At 72.4% G+C, this 16,296-nt stretch carries 15 protein-coding genes; 7 read left to right on the top strand and 8 right to left on the bottom strand.

Going from position 1 to position 16,296, the window contains the following annotated elements:
- Positions 1–81: 81 nt before the first annotated feature.
- A complete protein-coding gene (locus tag AC2CHG_RS04830) occupies positions 82–261 on the bottom strand; it encodes a hypothetical protein (RefSeq protein ID WP_262014990.1) in 180 nt (59 codons plus the stop codon).
- Positions 262–540: 279 nt separating this feature from the next.
- Here AC2CHG_RS04830 and AC2CHG_RS04825 point away from each other — a divergent pair, with 279 nt between their 5' ends.
- The 4 genes from AC2CHG_RS04825 to AC2CHG_RS04810 all read left to right on the top strand — a co-directional run bounded on the left by AC2CHG_RS04825 (position 541) and on the right by AC2CHG_RS04810 (position 4,810).
- On the top strand, positions 541–2,496 hold the full coding sequence (locus tag AC2CHG_RS04825; RefSeq protein ID WP_262014991.1) for a sensor histidine kinase: 1,956 nt from the start codon (positions 541–543) through the stop codon (positions 2,494–2,496).
- The gene (locus AC2CHG_RS04820; protein WP_262014992.1) at positions 2,493–3,170 is read left to right on the top strand and encodes a response regulator transcription factor; all 678 of its coding nucleotides are present in this window, start codon (positions 2,493–2,495) and stop codon (positions 3,168–3,170) included. The genes AC2CHG_RS04825 and AC2CHG_RS04820 overlap by 4 nt, the downstream gene beginning before the upstream one ends.
- Before the next feature lie 415 nt (positions 3,171–3,585).
- Entirely contained in the window at positions 3,586–3,882 is a 297-nt protein-coding gene (locus tag AC2CHG_RS04815) for a DUF1540 domain-containing protein (protein ID WP_262014993.1), read from the top strand.
- A gap of 151 nt (positions 3,883–4,033) precedes the next feature.
- Positions 4,034–4,810, top strand: coding sequence for a DUF2470 domain-containing protein (locus tag AC2CHG_RS04810; protein WP_262014994.1), 777 nt, complete (start codon positions 4,034–4,036; stop codon positions 4,808–4,810).
- 179 nt (positions 4,811–4,989) lie between these two features.
- On the opposite strand, the gene AC2CHG_RS04805 is transcribed toward AC2CHG_RS04810, so the two are convergent.
- Entirely contained in the window at positions 4,990–6,321 is a 1,332-nt protein-coding gene (locus tag AC2CHG_RS04805) for an NAD(P)-binding domain-containing protein (RefSeq protein WP_484524220.1), read from the bottom strand.
- A gap of 489 nt (positions 6,322–6,810) precedes the next feature.
- Positions 6,811–7,518, bottom strand: coding sequence for a DUF899 family protein (locus AC2CHG_RS04800; RefSeq protein WP_484524219.1), 708 nt, complete (start codon positions 7,516–7,518; stop codon positions 6,811–6,813).
- 136 nt (positions 7,519–7,654) lie between these two features.
- Between AC2CHG_RS04800 and AC2CHG_RS04795 the strand changes: the two genes are divergently transcribed.
- Complete coding sequence (locus AC2CHG_RS04795; RefSeq protein WP_262014182.1) at positions 7,655–8,575, top strand: RNA polymerase subunit sigma-70; 921 nt, start codon at positions 7,655–7,657, stop codon at positions 8,573–8,575.
- Between the two features lie 167 nt (positions 8,576–8,742).
- Here AC2CHG_RS04795 and AC2CHG_RS04790 read toward each other — a convergent pair whose 3' ends face one another.
- The 3 genes from AC2CHG_RS04790 to AC2CHG_RS04780 form a co-directional block, all read right to left on the bottom strand.
- A complete protein-coding gene (locus AC2CHG_RS04790; protein ID WP_262014181.1) occupies positions 8,743–9,516 on the bottom strand; it encodes a CPBP family intramembrane glutamic endopeptidase in 774 nt (257 codons plus the stop codon).
- Between the two features lie 128 nt (positions 9,517–9,644).
- The gene (locus AC2CHG_RS04785; RefSeq protein WP_484524218.1) at positions 9,645–10,292 is read right to left on the bottom strand and encodes a response regulator transcription factor; all 648 of its coding nucleotides are present in this window, start codon (positions 10,290–10,292) and stop codon (positions 9,645–9,647) included.
- Positions 10,280–11,566 carry a sensor histidine kinase gene (locus tag AC2CHG_RS04780; protein WP_484524217.1) on the bottom strand — a complete coding sequence of 429 codons (1,287 nt, stop codon included), beginning with the start codon at positions 11,564–11,566 and terminating at the stop codon, positions 10,280–10,282. Before AC2CHG_RS04780 ends, AC2CHG_RS04785 begins: the two co-directional genes overlap by 13 nt.
- Before the next feature lie 429 nt (positions 11,567–11,995).
- Here AC2CHG_RS04780 and AC2CHG_RS04775 point away from each other — a divergent pair, with 429 nt between their 5' ends.
- Positions 11,996–12,709, top strand: coding sequence for a DUF2625 family protein (locus AC2CHG_RS04775; RefSeq protein WP_484524216.1), 714 nt, complete (start codon positions 11,996–11,998; stop codon positions 12,707–12,709).
- A gap of 217 nt (positions 12,710–12,926) precedes the next feature.
- Here AC2CHG_RS04775 and AC2CHG_RS04770 read toward each other — a convergent pair whose 3' ends face one another.
- Both AC2CHG_RS04770 and AC2CHG_RS04765 read right to left on the bottom strand, forming a co-directional pair.
- Entirely contained in the window at positions 12,927–13,376 is a 450-nt protein-coding gene (locus tag AC2CHG_RS04770) for a hypothetical protein (protein WP_262014177.1), read from the bottom strand.
- A gap of 165 nt (positions 13,377–13,541) precedes the next feature.
- Positions 13,542–14,426: a TetR/AcrR family transcriptional regulator C-terminal domain-containing protein gene (locus AC2CHG_RS04765; RefSeq protein WP_262014176.1), complete on the bottom strand. Its 885-nt coding sequence runs from the start codon at positions 14,424–14,426 to the stop codon at positions 13,542–13,544.
- A gap of 285 nt (positions 14,427–14,711) precedes the next feature.
- Here AC2CHG_RS04765 and AC2CHG_RS04760 point away from each other — a divergent pair, with 285 nt between their 5' ends.
- Positions 14,712–15,902 carry a DUF418 domain-containing protein gene (locus tag AC2CHG_RS04760; protein WP_484524215.1) on the top strand — a complete coding sequence of 397 codons (1,191 nt, stop codon included), beginning with the start codon at positions 14,712–14,714 and terminating at the stop codon, positions 15,900–15,902.
- The last annotated feature ends 394 nt before the right edge of the window (positions 15,903–16,296 follow it).

Raw genomic sequence — 16,296 nt, 5'->3', positions numbered from 1 at the left:
GCCCGGCGGCGACGCCCATCGCCAGGTTCTCGGCGAGCCACTCCCGCCAGGCGGGGAGCAGGCCCGGCGCGGCGGCCACCGTCACCGGGTGACCTCGACGGGCGGAGCGGCCGGCGCGGTCGGGCGGAGCGACAGCACCACGGCGTCGCCGCGGACGTCGGCGGGCGGCGGCGTGAGCCGGGGCGCCCGGGTGTACTCGGAGCAGTTGACGTAGGAGTTCTTGACGTGGGCCGGGATGTGGTCCGGCGTGGTTTCGGTCATGCCCGGCAGTCAACCGGCGCGGCGTCCCGGCCCGCCAGGGACGGCGATCCCGTCCGGTCCGGGACGCCGTCGCCGCACCGCACGGCCGATCGCACCGTCCCGGCCGGACCGGGACATCCACCCCTGGCCGCCGGGACACCGCCGCCCGCAGGGTGACGGCGGCAGGCCGCGCCGGCGCGGAAACGGTACGGCGGGCCCGCGTACCGCCCGGCCCGCCACCCGGCTCACGCCGTTCAGGTGGTCCCCCGACGCCTCCCGGCCTGACACAGTGGACCCGACATGCGTGACGACCTCCTCACTCCGCGTCGAACGGCCTGGGCCGTCCTCGTCGCCACCGGCGTGCTCACGCTCGGCGCGGTCGCCGGCTGGGCGGTGGCGACTCCCCCGTTCACCGCCGCCCAGCTCTACTCGCTCGTCGACCTGCTCGACGGCGTCGTATACGGCGCGGCGGCATGGCTGATCCTGAGCCGCCGGCGCCGCGGCAGCCGGCTTCCGGGGTGGATCGCCACGGCGGCGGCGCTCGGCGGCGCGCTCGCCGCGTGCTGCGCGCAGTGGCAGCTCGCCGTCGGTGGGCCGCCGCTGCTGACCGCAGTGCACCAGTGGGCCTGGGTGCCCGGCCTCTACTCGCTCGTCGTGGTCATGCCCTGGCTGCTGCCGGAGCGGCCCCCGGGCCGGCTCGACCGGGTCGCGGTCGCCATCGGCCTGGGGTACGTGGCACTGACGGTGGCCGTCCTCGCCACCGCGCCGCCGCCGGTGGGAGTGGTGCCGCTGACGCCGGAGCTGCGCGACGCCCGCGCCGCGCTGCTGCGACAGTTGTCCCCCGTCCTGCCGTACGCGCTGGTCGGGCTCGGCGCGCTCGCCGCCGCCGGCGTCGCGTGGCGGTGGCGGCGCGGGGAGCCCGCGCGGCGCAACGGCCTCGGCTGGGTGACAGCGGGCAGCGTGTTGCTCACCCTGGCCTTCCTGGCCACGCTCCTGCCACCGGCGGTGGTGCCGCCGGCCGCGCCCGCGCTGCTGATGCTCGCCTCCCAGGCGTTCTTCCCCGCGGCGGTGGCAGTGGTGGTGCTGCGCCAGCAGTTGTGGGGCCTGCGGCTGGCCGTCCGGCGCACCCTGGTCTGGTACCTGATGACCGCGACGGTGATCGCCGCCTACTGCGCGGCGGTCGCCGTGTCCGACCGGCTGCTGCCGCACGCCGCGCCGCTGCCGCAGCTGCTGGTCACCGGCGTGATCGCGGCGGCCTTCCAGCCGGTCCGCGCGCTCGTGCAGCGACGGGTGGACGGGCTGGTGCACGGCGAGCCGCCCGAACTCCTGCTGCACCGGGTGGTGCGCAGCGGCGGCAGCACGACCGACATCGGCGCGGCGGTGGCCACCGCGCTGCGGCTGGCCGACGTGCGGATCACCGAGGACGGGCCGCAGCCGCCGCCGCACGAGGGCGCGCCGCCGGTCACGGTGCCGCTGGTCCGCGGCGACCGGCTGGTCGGCCACCTGCACGCCTGGCCCCGGCCCGGCGAGCTGCTGGACGACCGGGCCGGGGAGGCGCTCGCCGTCCTCGCCCCGGTGGTCGCCGCGATGGTGGACCTCGCCGGCACGAACCGGGACCTGGCCCGGTCGCGGCAACGGCTGGCGGAGGTACGCGACGAGGAGCGCCGCTCGCTGCGCCGGGACCTGCACGACGGCCTCGGACCGGCGCTCAGCGGCATCGGGCTGGGCCTGGCCGCCACCCGCAACCTGCTGCGCCGCGACCCGGACCGGGCCGAGGAGCTGCTGGACCGGCTGACCGAGGAGCTGACCGCACGGGCGGCGGAGGTGCGGGAGCTGGCGCACGGGCTGCTGCCGCCGGTGCTCGCCGACGGCGGGCTGCGTCCCGCCCTGGACCTGCTGCGCACCCAGTACGCGCGGGCCGGGCTGCGGATCGTGATGCGCGCCCCCGCCTCGCTGGACCCGCTGCCGGAGCCGGTAGCCACCGCCGCGTACGGCGTCACCGCCGAGGCGGTGCGCAACGTGCACCGGCACGCCGGGGTGGACACCTGCACCGTGTCGCTGGACCGGCGACCGGACCTGCTCCGGGTCACCGTCACCGACGAGGGCCGGGGCGTGGCCGCCGGGCCGGTCCGCCCCGGCGTGGGCCTGCACGCCATGCGGGAACGGGCCCAGGCGGTCGGCGCGACGCTGACCGTCGGGCCGGCCCCCTCCCGCGGCACCACCGTCTGCCTGACCGTCCCCCTGGAGTGCCGGTGACCGACAGCCCGATCCGCGTCGTCGTGGTGGACGACCACCCGGTCTTCCGGCTCGGCATGAGCGCGCTGCTGGACACCCTCGACGGCATCGAGTGCGTCGGCGAGGCCGCCGACGCGTCCGAGGCCCGGGCGCTGGTCGGCAGCACCGGGCCGGACGTGGTGCTGATGGACCTCCATCTCGGGCCGGGGTCCGGGATCGAGGCCACCCGGACGTTGAGCCGTGACCACCCGGAGGTCCGGGTGCTGGTGGTGACCATGCTCAACGACGACGCCTCACTCGTCGCCGCGGTACGCGCCGGAGCGCGTGGATACGTGCTCAAGGGGGCCTCGGCCGCGGACGTGGAGCGCGGCATCCGGGGTGTGGCCGGCGGCGACCTGGTCCTCGGCGGGCCGCTCGCCGACCGCGCCGCCGCTCTGCTGGGCGCCCGCGCCGACGGCCCGTTCCCGGAACTGACCGACCGGGAACGCGAGGTGCTCGGCCTGCTCGCCCGGGGCCTGTCGAACCCGCTCATCGCGCACCGGCTCGGGCTGAGCGCCAAGACCGTGCGGAACAACGTCTCCGCCATTCTGGTCAAACTCCGTCTCGGCAGCCGCGCCGAGGCGATAGCCCGGGCGCGCGACCACGGAATGGGTAATCCGAACGCCGCCGAACTGCCACCGTCCCCGGCCCGCTGACCGGCGCCGCCGATTCCGAATCGGCAGCCGGGGTCTCGATTCCGATGCGGGCGGCGGAGACGATTACCGCCCGCTGTTCCGGATGACGGTCCCGGCACCGGCCGGTCGGCTTCGTGGCTGCTCACCGGCGCTGCGCCGGCCGGCCTGTCGCGCCCGAAGCGGGCGGACAAAGACGTCTCCCGGCCTGGAAAGAAAGCCTTCCCTAACCAAGGTAAGGCTCATCTTCGCCGGTCCGGACTCGGCGCGGAAACGACTGCTTACGGCCACCAACCCCGCATTCCGTTGTTAAGGTGAGCATGATCCTCACTGACGGCGGACGGGTTTGCGGACCGGGCCGCCCGGCAAATACCCGATGGCATTCGAGCACCACGAGGCCGGCGTTCGTGTCCGCCGGCCCGCATGACTTGGAGGCACCATGAAGACCCTGTTGCAGTCTCCGCCGGTACGTGAATGCGCCGCCACCGCGTGCAGCTTCAACGACAACGGCTGTCACGCTCCCGCGATCACCGTGGCGGCGTCCGCCGACGCGGCCTCCTGCGCGACGTTCGTCGAGTCCTCGCTCAGCGGCGGGATCGCCGAGGTCACCGGCGCGGTGGGCGCCTGCGCGCGGGCCGAGTGCGTGCACAACACCAACCTCGCCTGCACCGCCGAGTCGATCACCGTCGGCCCGGGCGCCACGGTCAGCGACTGCCTGACCTACCAGCCCGCCTGACGAACCGGACACCACGCCCGTACGGGTCACGACGGTCACCGTCGTGACCCGTACGGCATGTGCGGCACCCGACCCGCGGTTGCACAGGTAAGCCTTACCTACTACCGTCTGACCTGGGCCGACTTCACCCTTCCCGGCCGAGGAGACAGACATGGCGTTGCACCCCGCCGGGCGCCCGGCCCCGTCGGCCGGCGTCGCCCCGGTCAGCGCAGGGCCGTCGGCGCTCCCCTCCACGCCCCGAGACGCCGTCTCCGCCCGGTGCGTGCTGAACGCCGCCTCCTCGGTGCGGCTGACGCTCGGCGACACCACCGCCGATCTCCTCTCCGCCCACGCCGTCCTCCCCGACGGCACGATCGTGCTCGCGGTCGACGCGATGAGCCGCACCGGCGGCCTGCTGGTCGCCGCGCGCGGCCACAGCGGTGCGGTACGCCTCGACGTGACCCACCTCGCCCCGGTCGCCGTGCGCTCCCGGGTGCGCGCCCGGCTGCGGATCGTCGGCACCGCCCGCCGCTTCGACCCGGCCGCGCTCGACGCCTGCGACCCGGCCACCGTGATGTCGCTGCTCGACCTGCCGCAGGTGGCGCTGTGGGCGATCGCGCCGGACGAGATCGTCCTCGACCGGGCCGCCGAGCCCGTCGCGGTGGACCTCGGCACGTACCGGGCCGCCCGCCCGGACCCGATCGCCGTCGACGAGGCCACCCACCTCGCGCACCTGGCCCGGTGCCACAGCGACGTCCTGGACCGGCTCGGCGCGCTCGTCGACAGGGGCGCCGACGCGACGCGGATCGTCCCGGTCGCGCTCGACGCCGAGGGCATCGTGCTGCGCGCGGAGCGGCCGGACGGTCACACCGACACCCGGTTGCCCTTCGCCCGCCCGGTCACCGCCGGCGCCGGCCTCGCCGAGGCGCTGCGGACGCTGCTCGCCTAGGGCGCCGGGGGCGGACCTCGTCCGCCCGGATCGAGGCTGCCCACGAGCGCCACAGGGCAGCAGGGTTCGCCGTCGTGCCCGTCGCTTCCACTCCGTACCGAACGCATCGCCGCGGCGGCGGCGCGCCACCGGTGGCGCCCGCCGACGGTGGGGTCGGCGGGCACCCGTCGTGGTGGTCGTCAGCTGGTGCAGCAGCCGCCGGCCTGGCCGCCGGCCGGGGTGTCGAGGCTGACCAGGCTGAGCGGTGCGGAGAGCAGGCCCCCGGAGATTCCGGTCGCCAGCCCCTGTGCGGCCGGCGGGGCCGCGGGGTCGGGGCCGCAGCAGCCGTCGGTGCCGGTGGAGTCGGTGGGGTTGCTGTTGCAGACGCCGGTCTCGGGCAGGTCGAGCTGGACGTCGCGGGCGGCGTCCCAGTCGCCGGCGAGAGCGGCGACGACGGAACGGACCTGCTCGTATCCGGTGGCCATGAGGAACGTCGGCGCGCGGCCGTAGCTCTTCATGCCGACGGTGTAGTAGCCGGCCTCGGGGTGCGCGAGTTCGGCGGCGCCGTGCGGGGGAACGGTGCCGCAGGAGTGCTCGTTCGGGTCGATCAGCGGGGCGAGGGCGCGGGTCGCGCCCATGACCGGGTCGAGGTCCAGCCGCAGCTCGGCCGCGATCGAGTGGTCGGGGCGGAAGCCGGTGGCGGCGACGACGCGGTCCACGGTGACGGACTCGTCGGTGCCGTCGGCGTGACGGACGACCACGGCGACCCGGCCCTCGGCCGGGGTGAGGGCGTGCACGGAGAAGCCGGTGAGCAGCCGGATGCGGCCGGCGTCGACGTGGTCACGCAGCCGGGCGCCGAGCGCGCCGCGGGCGGGCAGGGCGTCGGCGTCTCCGCCGCCGTATGTGCGGGCCGGGCTGGACGAGCGGATCGCCCAGATCACCTCGGTGCCGGGTTCGGCGGTGGCCAGCTCGGCCAGCGACAGCAGGGTGTTCGCGGCGGAGTGGCCGGCGCCGACGACGAGGGTGCGCCGGCCGGCGAAGCGGTGCCGGTCGCCGCCGAGCACGTCGGGCAGCGCGTGGCCGAGGAACGCCGCCGCGTCCTCCTCGCCCCGGGCCGGCAGGCCGGAGGCGCCGAGGACGTTGGGGGTGCCCCAGGTGCCGGAGGCGTCGATGACGGCGCGGGCCAGCAGCTCATCGCCGTCGGCGAGGCGGATCAGGAACGGCGTCTGTTCGCGGCCGGCGGTACGCAGCCGGTCCAGGCCGAGCCGGCTGATCGCCGTTACCCGCGCGCCGTAGAAGCCCGCACTGGTGACGGCGGCGTACCGGTACGGCTGGGTGAAGGCGGCAGCGATCCGATCCACATGCTCCAGGTCCACCGGCAGACCGGATCCGTTGCCCGCCGCGACCCCAGTGAACAGCAGCCACCACTGCTGGCCTCCGGCGCGCTCTCGGGCAGCGTTATAGGCGTCGCGCTGCGCCGGTGACCAGCGCGGCCAGTCTGCGGGCCGGGTACCGGGTGCGACGAGTTCGATGCGTGCTGCCGGTCGCCCGCACACCGCGCACGGTGGTTCTGCTACGAAGGCCTCGAGCATGGCTCATCCTCTCCCTGTTGACCGCGGCGACCGTGGTGCCCAGCATCCCGGCGGTCTCCTCGGCGGAGTAACCAGAGGACATCACGCAGCAGCAGTACGGCACGCTGCCGCGGCCGCAGATGCCGCAATGCGGCGACGAGCGCGAGTTCCATGGTCTCCCTCGCGATCGCGCGGGTCTCCGGATCCGGTTGAACGGACGGGACAAGCCGGTCCGGATACGGTTCGAGCCAGGCCGCCTCGCCCCGGACCACGCCGCCGCCGGTGTGGTGCCGACGGACTGGCGCACGGCGAGCGCCATGAGCACGGCCCGGGCCGTTCGGTACCACTCCGGCTCCGGGCCGCGCTCGGTCGGACCACCGACGACGCACGACGCAGCAGAAGGCTGACCCCTCGGGCGACGCGAGCATGATCACCTCGATCATCAGGACGTCATCGCGGTGCGACGCCGGGGCGTGACCATTGTGCGGTGGGGCGGCCGTCGAGACGCCATGGGTGCCCGGTGATCCGCGGCCAGCCTTCAGGCGAGTCTTCCCAGTTCTCCTGCCGGCCGTACACCGTGAGGTCCAGGGCGTGGTAGGTGGTCATCAATGCCTCCACGCCCCGCCCGGTGGTCCAGTAGGTCTCGTAGACCTTGTCGCCGTCGCGCAGGTAGCACGCGATGAACCCGAAGTCGCGACCGTCGGCCAGAGCCGGGTCGGAGTCCTTCGCCGAATACCAGGGGAACCGGTAGCCCATGAACTCCGCGAACGGGGCACTTTCGTCGTAGGGACCCTCGCAGAACACGGCGTAGGTGACGTCCCGAGCGTGCAGGTAGTCCAGCATCTGCATGTGACAGGTCGAGTAGGTGCACCCCTCGCACTGATGCTCGTACGGCTTGCCGTCGTGCCACATGTGGAAGTAGGCGATGAGTATCCGGCGGCCCTCGAACACCTCCACCAACGGGGTGTCTCCGCCGGGGCCCCGCACCGTCACCGGCGGCATCAGGGTCATCGGCAGCTGACGACGAGCGGCTGCGATCGCGTCTCCTTCGCGGGTGTGGGCCTTCTCCCGGACCAGCAGTTCGTTGCGCTCGCGCAGCCAGGTCTCCCGGTCGACGACCGGGGGCGCGGCGGCGCTGGACGCGGGGGTTGCCGTCATGGCTGTCTCCTTCGTGGAGTGGGGATCGGTCACAGGTACAGACGACCGAGTCGGCGATCGTCATCGGTGACCGATGACGGATGGGTCCGCGGTCGTCAGTACGGTGGTGAGAACCACTCAGCCCAGGGGAAATCACATGTCCGACTCGCCGGGTGGGAAGGCGGTCTGGCTGCAGCGCGCCTTCGACGAGCACCGGCGTGAGCTGCACGTCCACTGCTACCGCCTCGCCGGGAACGTCACCGACGCGGATGACCTGGTGCAGGAGACCTTCCTGCGTGCCTGGCGGGCTCGCGACCGCTTCGAGGGGCGGGCGTCGGCGCGCACCTGGTTCTACCGGATCGCCACGAACGTCTTCCTCGACAGCCGCAAGGCGGCCAGTCACCGGACGGTACCGTACGGTGATCCGCTGGAGTGGTCCACCGAGCTCGGTCCCTATCCCGACGCCCTGCTGGCCGACGATCCGCAGGCCGGTCTCGCCGCCCGGGAGACCGTCGAGCTGGCCGTGATCGCAGCGCTCATGTACCTGCCGCCGCGGCAGCGGGCGGCCTTCGTGCTGCGCGACGTCTACGGCTGGACGCCGCAGGAGATCGCCGCCACGCTCGACACCGCCGTAGCGGCCGTCAACAGCCTCCTCCAGCGGGCCCGCCACACCCTCCGGCGGCGCGCTCCGTCGGACCCGAAGGACTGGCGCCGCCCGCAACTCACCAGTGCGGACGAAGAGATCCTGCGCCGCTACGCCGACGCGAAGGACCCGGAGACGATCCGGGAACTGCTCGCCGAGGACGTACGGATCACGATGCCGCCCGAGCCGCCGGTCGTCGGCATCGACGCGGCCGCGGAGTTCCTCGGCCGACCGCTCGACTGGCGTACGTTCCCCACCTCGGCCAACGGGCGCCCGGCACTGATCAACTATCTCCGCCGGCCCGGCAGCCCGCACTACGAGGCGTTGGTCGTCGACGTACTCCGGATCGAGAACGGGAAGATCGTCGAGAGCAACGCCTTCATCGGGGCCCGTCACGTCGCCGCCTTCAGCATGCCCGCCACGCTCGAGCCCTAGACGAGCCAAGTGCCGGATCCGGAGCTGCTGTGCTGTCCGATGAGCACGTCGTCGTCGGTGAGCGTTGCGATCAGCCGGCGGAGAGGAACGGTGAGCCGACTTGCGCCCGGCGCGACCTGTGCCGCTCGGTACGGGCGCCGCGCGGTGCGGGACGACGCGCGAGCTGATCAGGCGCCGACGGCCGCACATGGTGCCGGCGAATCGTTCGACGCACGGTGCTTCGACCGGATGACGAGGGGAACGCAGGCCGCGCCGACGAGACCCGTCGCGATCGCGGTATCGGTCATCCACCGCATGGATTCATCGGCGTTCGAGAAGGCGACGAGTATCCCGGTATTGACGCCCCAGTGCAGGACGGTGGCCACGAGGATGCGAGCCCACCATGGGCGCCCGGCCGTGATGGCTGCCGCGGTGATGGACAGTCCGATGGTCGAGACGACGAAGACGGAGTAGACCGCGATTCCGGCGCCCGCCACGTGGAAGTGGCCGAGCCCGAAGAGCATGCCGGTGACGGCGGCGGCCGGTAACGTCGGCATGCGTGTTTCGAGCAGGGGTTGTACGAGGCCCCGCCAGCCGACTTCCTCGCCGGCCGCGCCGAGGAACTGCGCGAACAGGATCAGGGCCAGCGGTGCGGGAAGCGTCGAGGTGTCAAGCGACTGCCAGCGGCGCGGCTCGACGATCGCCAGAAGCCAGAGAAGGACGACGACCGCCAACGACAGCCCGACGGCGGCCCAGAGTGGAGCGAGGACGCCTCGCCTGGTCGTACGCGGGTAGGGCAGGCGGCCTCGCCAGATCGCGTACATGACGAGGGCGCCGAACGCGGTGGAGAACTGGGTGAGCACCAGGATTGTCGGGTCGAGCCCGGTCACCCCCTGCGCCAGCGTGAACAACGGCGAGGCGGCGGCCGACACCACCAGAAACGCGACGACGACCGTTGTCACGCGCGGCCTACCCGCTCCCCGCGGAGGAACAATGTTCGTCTTCGTCATGCGTCCAGCCTCGGCCAGGCGACGGCGTCAGACACTGGAGCTGGGCGTGCGGCTGGGTGCAGTTTTCCCTACCAGCGGGCTCAGCGTTCGTTGAGGTACGCCAGTACCGCCAGGACCCGTCGGTTGTCGTCGAGACTCGGGTGCAGACCGAGCTTCGCGAACACGTTCGAGATGTGTTTGGTCGTCGCGCTCTCGCTGATATGCATCTCGCCGCCGATCGCCGTGTTCGAGCGCCCCTGCGCCATGAGGTCGAGGACCTGCCGCTCGCGTTCCGTGAGCGTGCCGACGGGCCCGCGCCGTTCGACACGGTTGATGAGCGCGCTGATGACCGTGGGGTCGAGTACGGTGCCGCCGGCGGCGACCTGGGTGAGGGCGTCCATGAACTGACGCGGATGGGACACCCGATCCTTCAACAGGTAGCCGATTCCACCGGCCCCGTCGGCGAGGAGTTCGCGTACGTACAGCTGCTCGACGTACTGCGAGAACAGCAGGACCGGCAGAGCGGGTTGGACCCGTCGTGCCGCCAGCACGGCGCGCAGCCCCTCGTCCGTGTGCGACGGAGGCAGGCGGATGTCGACGATCGCGACACCGGCCCGCCAGTCGCCGAGAACCCGGCACAGCTCGGGTCCCGTACCCGCCTGCTCGACCACCTGATGGCCGGCGGCCTCGAGCAGGCCGACCAGGCCGGCGCGCAGCATCATCTGGTCCTCTGCGACTACGACGCGCACGGCATCTCCATCACGATTTCCGTCGGGCCGCCCGCCGGGCTGCTGACGGCGAGGGTGCCGTCGAAGGCGGCCAGCCGCCGACGGATACCGTCGAGCCCGCCGCCGGGCACGATGACCGCGCTCCCCTTGCCGTCGTCGCGCACCCCGATTCGGAGGTGATCCTTCTCGATGTCTGCCGTCACCACGAGGTGAGCCGCGCCGGAATGCTTCGCGGCGTTGGTCAGCAGTTCGCGGGTGGCGAAGTACGCCGCAGCCTCGAGCGAGGAGTCCAGACGTCCGGGTAGCCGTACCTGCGTGGTCGTCGGCAGTGCCGACTCGATGGCCATCGCCTCGATCGCCGCGCCCAGTCCGCGATCGGCGAGGACGGGAGGGTGGATCCCGCGCATGAGATCGCGCAGTTCGCCGAGGGTGTTCGAGGAGTCCTCACGCGCCTGACAGATGAGGGCGAGCGCCGCGTTCGGGTCGCTGGCCATGAGGGTCTCGGCGATTCCCAGCTTCATGCCGATCGCCACGAGTTGGGCCTGAGCGCCGTCGTGCACATCCCGTTCGATGCGGCGAAGCTGCGCGGCCGCGTCGTCGCGGGCCTCGTCGCGGGTGGCCGAGAGGGCGGAGACCCGAGCCTGCAGGTCGACCAGGCGGCTGCCGATCAGCACGGACGACCAGCGGCCCTGTACCCGCAACCACCAGGGTCCGCTGCGGGCGCCGAACACGATGAAACCGCAGCCGAGGACGGCGGCGTACGGCACCGTGCTGGCCGACATGACTGGGATGAACGCGTACCACTCCGTCGGTTGCAGGCCGAGACCGAGGTAGAGGACTGGCATGGCCACGCAACCGTACAGACCCCAGGCGACAAGTCCGAATGGTGCGATCGCGAGCACGATGCCGGTGTACGGGTCGAGAACCGCCCACAGCATCAGATGCCAGAACGCACGGTCGGTGAGGAGCCGCCAGCACTGACGTGCCTGGGCGGCGAATCCGGACCCGGCGGGGTCCGGCAGGCTCGGCACCGCGAAACCGGTGCCGGTGAAACGCTGATGCGCCCGGCTCAGTCGCTCGGCCTGGCGATGCAGCACGCGTACGCAGCCGGGGAAGATCAGCACACCGACGCCCAGCGCGACGAGACAGAAGACGGCGACGGTGACGACCGTCATCGCCATCACCGCGACCAGATGGGCCGTGAGGATCAGCGAGCCACGCACGGCCGTCCACCGCCTGGCCAGCCCGCCCTCGCCCCTGTCCGATGTGGTCCCGTACCTCTCCTCCACAGACATGCAAATGATCATGCCCGACTCGCCCTTTACATGGCATCGACGGTACGGCCCAGTTCGGCGTGTAGCTTTCCCCACCGTCACGGGATCTGGGCCACACCTTCGGCTCATCGGTAAGAACGGGTGTCGTGCTCATCTCCCGCCCACCGGAACGGCCCGAGAGCCGGGTTTCCCGACGTCCGAGCACTCGTGAGTGGCATCTGGCACTTACACGGTCAAGGCCGTAACGATCGCTTCACCAGCCAGCCACCGCTCCGGTTGGTCCGCCTCGAGGAGGCCGCCGACCGGTCGAAGGCTAAGGCCACGGCCTCGGTCGTCGTTGCTCTGCGCACTGCGACCACCTCTAGGTCGAGGTAGCGCGTACTCAGCGGCAGATGAGAGCGCATCCGTACGGATGTCGCCGACGTGCAGCGGCCCGGGCATGATGATCGGGTGCGCACCCTGGAGGAGCTGACCACTACATCCGATCCGGCGTGGCCGGCGCTCGAGATGGAACTGCTATCGAATCCGCAGATCGCCATCTTGCCGGTCTCTGCAGCCGCCGGGCGGCACAGCCTGCACCGCCTGCAGGTTTCCAATCGGTCGCGGATGGGCGCGTTGGCATTGCACACCGGCGGTCTGCTGGTCGATGGCGGCTGGCTGCGTGTGCTCGGCGGCGGTGGTGAGCGCGGCCTGCCCTCGCTGGCGGAGGCCAACGGCCTGCCGGGCGAGGAGCAAGCGCCTGCGGCGCTGGTCGTCGGCTACGACGTGCTTGGCGGACGGTTCGAGGTCAACGGCCCCGACCCGGCGATTATCGGCCGCCCCGGGGAGCCCGGAGAGGTGTGCTACTTCGGGCCGGACACGTTGGAGTGGGAGTCCCTCGGCGCTGGTCACGGCGACTGGCTGTCGTGGATCACCGAGGGTGGTACCGGCCAGTTCTACGAGTCGCTGCGCTGGCCAGGCTGGCAAGATGAGACAAGCCGGTTGCCCTTGTCGCACGGCATGACGGTCTACCCGTTCCTCTGGTCGCGCGAAGCACATCGGGACCTCGCTGGCACCACACGACGGCCGGCGCCCATGGCCGAGCTGTTCTCGTTGCAGGACAAGTTTGCTGCACGGGTCGCCGCGGAACCGGACACCACGGCGTTGCACATCCGCGTCGTGTAGCGGCCGCGTCAGCACCCCAAGCCTGATCCTCAACGACGCACTCTCAGTGACGATGGAAGGTCACGTCCGCGCTGGTGGTGCAAGAGACGGCCATCGCTTGATCCAGTCTGATGTTGTGCGGCGATTGGCGCGGGGTCGGGTCCGACCGCGACGACAACCGCGGCCCCGGACGGTCGCCGATACGACGCGCGCCCGGGGCCGCCCCCGTCGCGGGAACTCAGCCCCAGTTGTACCGGCCGGCGACCTGCCAACTGGTGAAGTACAAGACCTCGCCGCGATACATCACGCACTTGTCGACGGCGGAGCGCTGGATGGCGGCGTAGTACTTGTAGTTCCCGGAGTCCTCGACCCAGGAACCGCCCTCCACCCGGATGCCCGCCGCCAGCCCGGTCGTCGAGCCGACGGCCACCCGCTTGAGGGTGACGACGCAGTTGTAGCCGGTCGCGCCGTTGCACAACAGGTAGACGTCGCCCACCTTCGTGCCGTCGGAGGCGTTGATCGACCGGTGGCCGTCACTCGCGTAGGCCCACGAGCCACCGAAGTCGTTGTTGCACGCCTGCGCCGCGGTGAACGGGTTCGTCGCCGCCCAGGCGGGCGAGGCGAGCCCTGTCGCCGCGAGGATCGCGGCAACGATCGAGACGGCCAGTCGTCGCGCTGATCCGCGCACCCGTACCTCCAATTGCTCTGGCGCGCGGAGACCGCGCGCACGAGCCGCCATCATCCACAATGTGTGTGGCGGACCTGCCCGCGCCGGGCGCTCGCGGCGCTCGCTGGCAGGTTCCGGTGGCCCGAATCCCGGTGGTTGTCGTGGCCGCGCGCGAGGCGGAGGCCGTCACCGCAGGAGCGGGGCGAGGCCGTCGAGGAGGCGCTGGAGGCCGAACTCGAAGAGTGTGTCCAGGTTCCAGGCCCCGTCGTCGGCGGCGATGAAGCGGGCCAGCAGCGGGAGCCGCCCGTCGGTCAGGACCGCGCCGATGCGTCCTTCCTGGGCCTCCAACCACTGGGCGTCGGTCAGGCCGCTGTCCTGCTCGGCCTGCGCCTCCTCGGCCCGGTTCACCGCCGTGCCGCGAACGTGGTTGGCCACCGTCACCGCCGCCGTGAACTGTGCGTTCAGGTCGAGCCCGCGTCCGTCCAGGGCCCGCATCATCCATTCGGTATGGACCATCGCGTGCGGGGCCGGCAGCGGCCGGGTGAAGGAGACCGCCTCGGCCAGCCAGGTGTGCCGACGGTACATCGCCCATTGCAGCCGGGCGATGGCCTCGAGGCAGGCCCGCCAGCCGTCGCGCTCCGGGGTGAGGGCCGGGGGCGGATTGTCGGCCATGACCTTGTCGATCATGAACATCACCAGCTCGTCGCGGTCGGCCACGTACCGGTAGATCGCCATCGTCGGGATGCCGAGCCGACCGGCGAGCCGGCGCATCGACAGGCCGTGCAGCCCCTCGGCGTCGGCGGTGGCCACGGCGGTGGCGACCACCTGCGCACGGTCCGGGCCGGGTGCTCTGCCCACATCGGCGGCCACCACGGTGCCGACGCCCCGTACGGGCTCGACGAGACCCCGCTCGCGCAGGGTGGCCAGGACCTTCGTCGCGGTCGCCATCGCCACCCCGTACTCGGCTATGAGCTGCCTCGTCGACGGGATCCTCGTTCCGGGGGCGAATTCGCCGGACGCGATCCGGCCGGCGAGATCGGCGGCGATCCGGCGGTACGGCGGTTCCTCCACAGCGGCCTCCCGTGCACTAGTGCAGTGACGATACCCCGAGAGCGAATACGGGGGACAGCCTCACTATTGCCCGTCATAGTGCGCTCGTACGGTGTACAACATGACTGATCTCGTGCAGCTGGACCCGGAGCGTAGGACCCACGACGACCCGGTGGCCGCGGGCGACGGCGTTGGCGGCGCGCGCGCCCCGGGGGTTGTTCGCCCACGGGCCCGAGCCGACGGCCACCGCAATGCCGCGCCGAAGAGGCGGCACGTGCCCCTCGTGGTCGCGGGAGGCTCGGCGTCATGAGCGCGCTCCGACCCGACCGGCAGGGCCGCGCCCGAGGTGCAGCCGCCCACGACGACGACGCCCGGATCAACGTCGTGGACGCGTTGCGCGGGATCGCGCTGCTGTTCATCCTGCTGGCCAACGTGTGGTACTTCAGCTCCGGATTCGAGTTCCACCTGGTCGACGATCCGGCGCACGGCACGGTCGACCGGCTGGTCGCAGGTGCGGCGGAACTGCTGTTCGCGATGAAGGCGTACCTGCTGTTCTCATTCCTGTTCGGCTACAGCTTCACCCTGCAACTCGACTCAGCGGCCCGGCGTGGGGTGACCTTCGGCCCGTCGTTCCTGCGCCGGCTGTCCGGGCTGTTCGTGCTCGGGGCGCTGCACGCGGTGCTGCTGTACCACGGCGACATCCTCACCACGTACGCGTTGCTCGGTCTCGTGCTGCTCGCCGCCCGGCGGACCGAACCGCGCGCCGCCCTGCTCGCAGCGGCGGTCATCGTGGGCGTGGTCGCGACCGCGATCGGTCTGGCCGCGGTCCTCGGCGCCACGGTGGTCCCGGACGAGGCCGCCGCGGTCGCCGCCGGTGCGCGTTCGACGGAGGCCCTACGCGGCGGGCTCGGTGATGTCGTCCTGGAGCACCTGCGCTCGTTGCCGTCAATGCTCGGCGCGCTCGCCGTGCAGGGGCCGTTGGCCTTCGCCGCGTTCCTGGTCGGCCTCGCCGCCGGCAGGCACCGGACGCTCGCCACCGTGCCCACCCACGAGAACCTGCTGCGCCGCTGCGAGCGGGTCGGCTATCCGGTCGGTCTCGCCGGCGCCGCCGTGTTCGCGGTCGGTGGCGGCTCGGCGAGCATGACCGGGCTGATGGTCAGCGCCGTCACCGCGCCGTTCCTCGCCGCGGCCTACGCCGCGACCCTGCTGCGTCTGTTCACCAGGCGACCGCGCGTCGCGGACGCCTTGGCGCCCGCCGGACGCATGGCGTTGACGAACTATCTGGGCCAGTCACTCCTCTGCGTGCTCGTGTTCACCGGCGTCGGGCTGGGCCTGGCCGGTCACACCTCGCCGGCGCAGACGCTGCTGATCGCACTGACGATCTTCGCGGTACAGGTGGCGACCAGCGCGTGGTGGATGCGGCGGTTCCGGTACGGCCCCTTCGAGTGGGCGTTGCGCGCATGGACCCACCGCCGCTGGCCCGACCTGCGGCGATAGCCACTCCGACCGCCGAGCAGATCGCCGAGCCCGCCCGCGCGCTGCGTGGCCGGGCTCGTCGTCGGCGGTCACCGTGCCGGAGGCCAGGGATGGCCCCGGCGGGCGGTCCGTCGATGCCGGCCGCCCTCGGCCGGGCGGGTGCCGGCCCGCCGGGCACGTTCGCGACGTGCCCGGCGGATCCGACAGCGCGTCAGCGCGCGGTGCGGCGGAAGGCGTCGAGGACGGTCTGCTCGACGGTGTTGCCGGCGGCGTCCTCCGCCCTGGCCCTGATGCTGACCGTGCCCGTGGTGGCGGCCAGGCGCGGGGCCTGGTAGCTCGCGGTGTAGTTTCCGCCGGCGCGGCGGGGTCTGGAGCTGTGGACGGATCTTGGCCTTCGCGGCCGCTGCCGTCGGCG

Source organism: Micromonospora sp. ATLC20 (assembly GCF_057196585.1).
Note: the sequence above shows the minus strand (reverse complement) of the source record. Positions and strands in the feature narration are given on the sequence as shown.

Excerpts from the sequence above, each read along its gene's own strand:
- AC2CHG_RS04825 (WP_262014991.1), top strand. The coding sequence starts at position 541 with ATGCGTGACGACCTCCTCACTCCGCGTCGAACGGCCTGGGCCGTCCTC.
- AC2CHG_RS04810 (WP_262014994.1), top strand. The coding sequence starts at position 4,034 with ATGGCGTTGCACCCCGCCGGGCGCCCGGCCCCGTCGGCCGGCGTCGCC.
- AC2CHG_RS04815 (WP_262014993.1), top strand. The coding sequence starts at position 3,586 with ATGAAGACCCTGTTGCAGTCTCCGCCGGTACGTGAATGCGCCGCCACC.
- AC2CHG_RS04760 (WP_484524215.1), top strand. The coding sequence starts at position 14,712 with ATGAGCGCGCTCCGACCCGACCGGCAGGGCCGCGCCCGAGGTGCAGCC.
- AC2CHG_RS04795 (WP_262014182.1), top strand. The coding sequence starts at position 7,655 with ATGTCCGACTCGCCGGGTGGGAAGGCGGTCTGGCTGCAGCGCGCCTTC.
- AC2CHG_RS04780 (WP_484524217.1), bottom strand. The coding sequence starts at position 11,566 with ATGTCTGTGGAGGAGAGGTACGGGACCACATCGGACAGGGGCGAGGGC.
- AC2CHG_RS04800 (WP_484524219.1), bottom strand. The coding sequence starts at position 7,518 with ATGACGGCAACCCCCGCGTCCAGCGCCGCCGCGCCCCCGGTCGTCGAC.
- AC2CHG_RS04830 (WP_262014990.1), bottom strand. The coding sequence starts at position 261 with ATGACCGAAACCACGCCGGACCACATCCCGGCCCACGTCAAGAACTCC.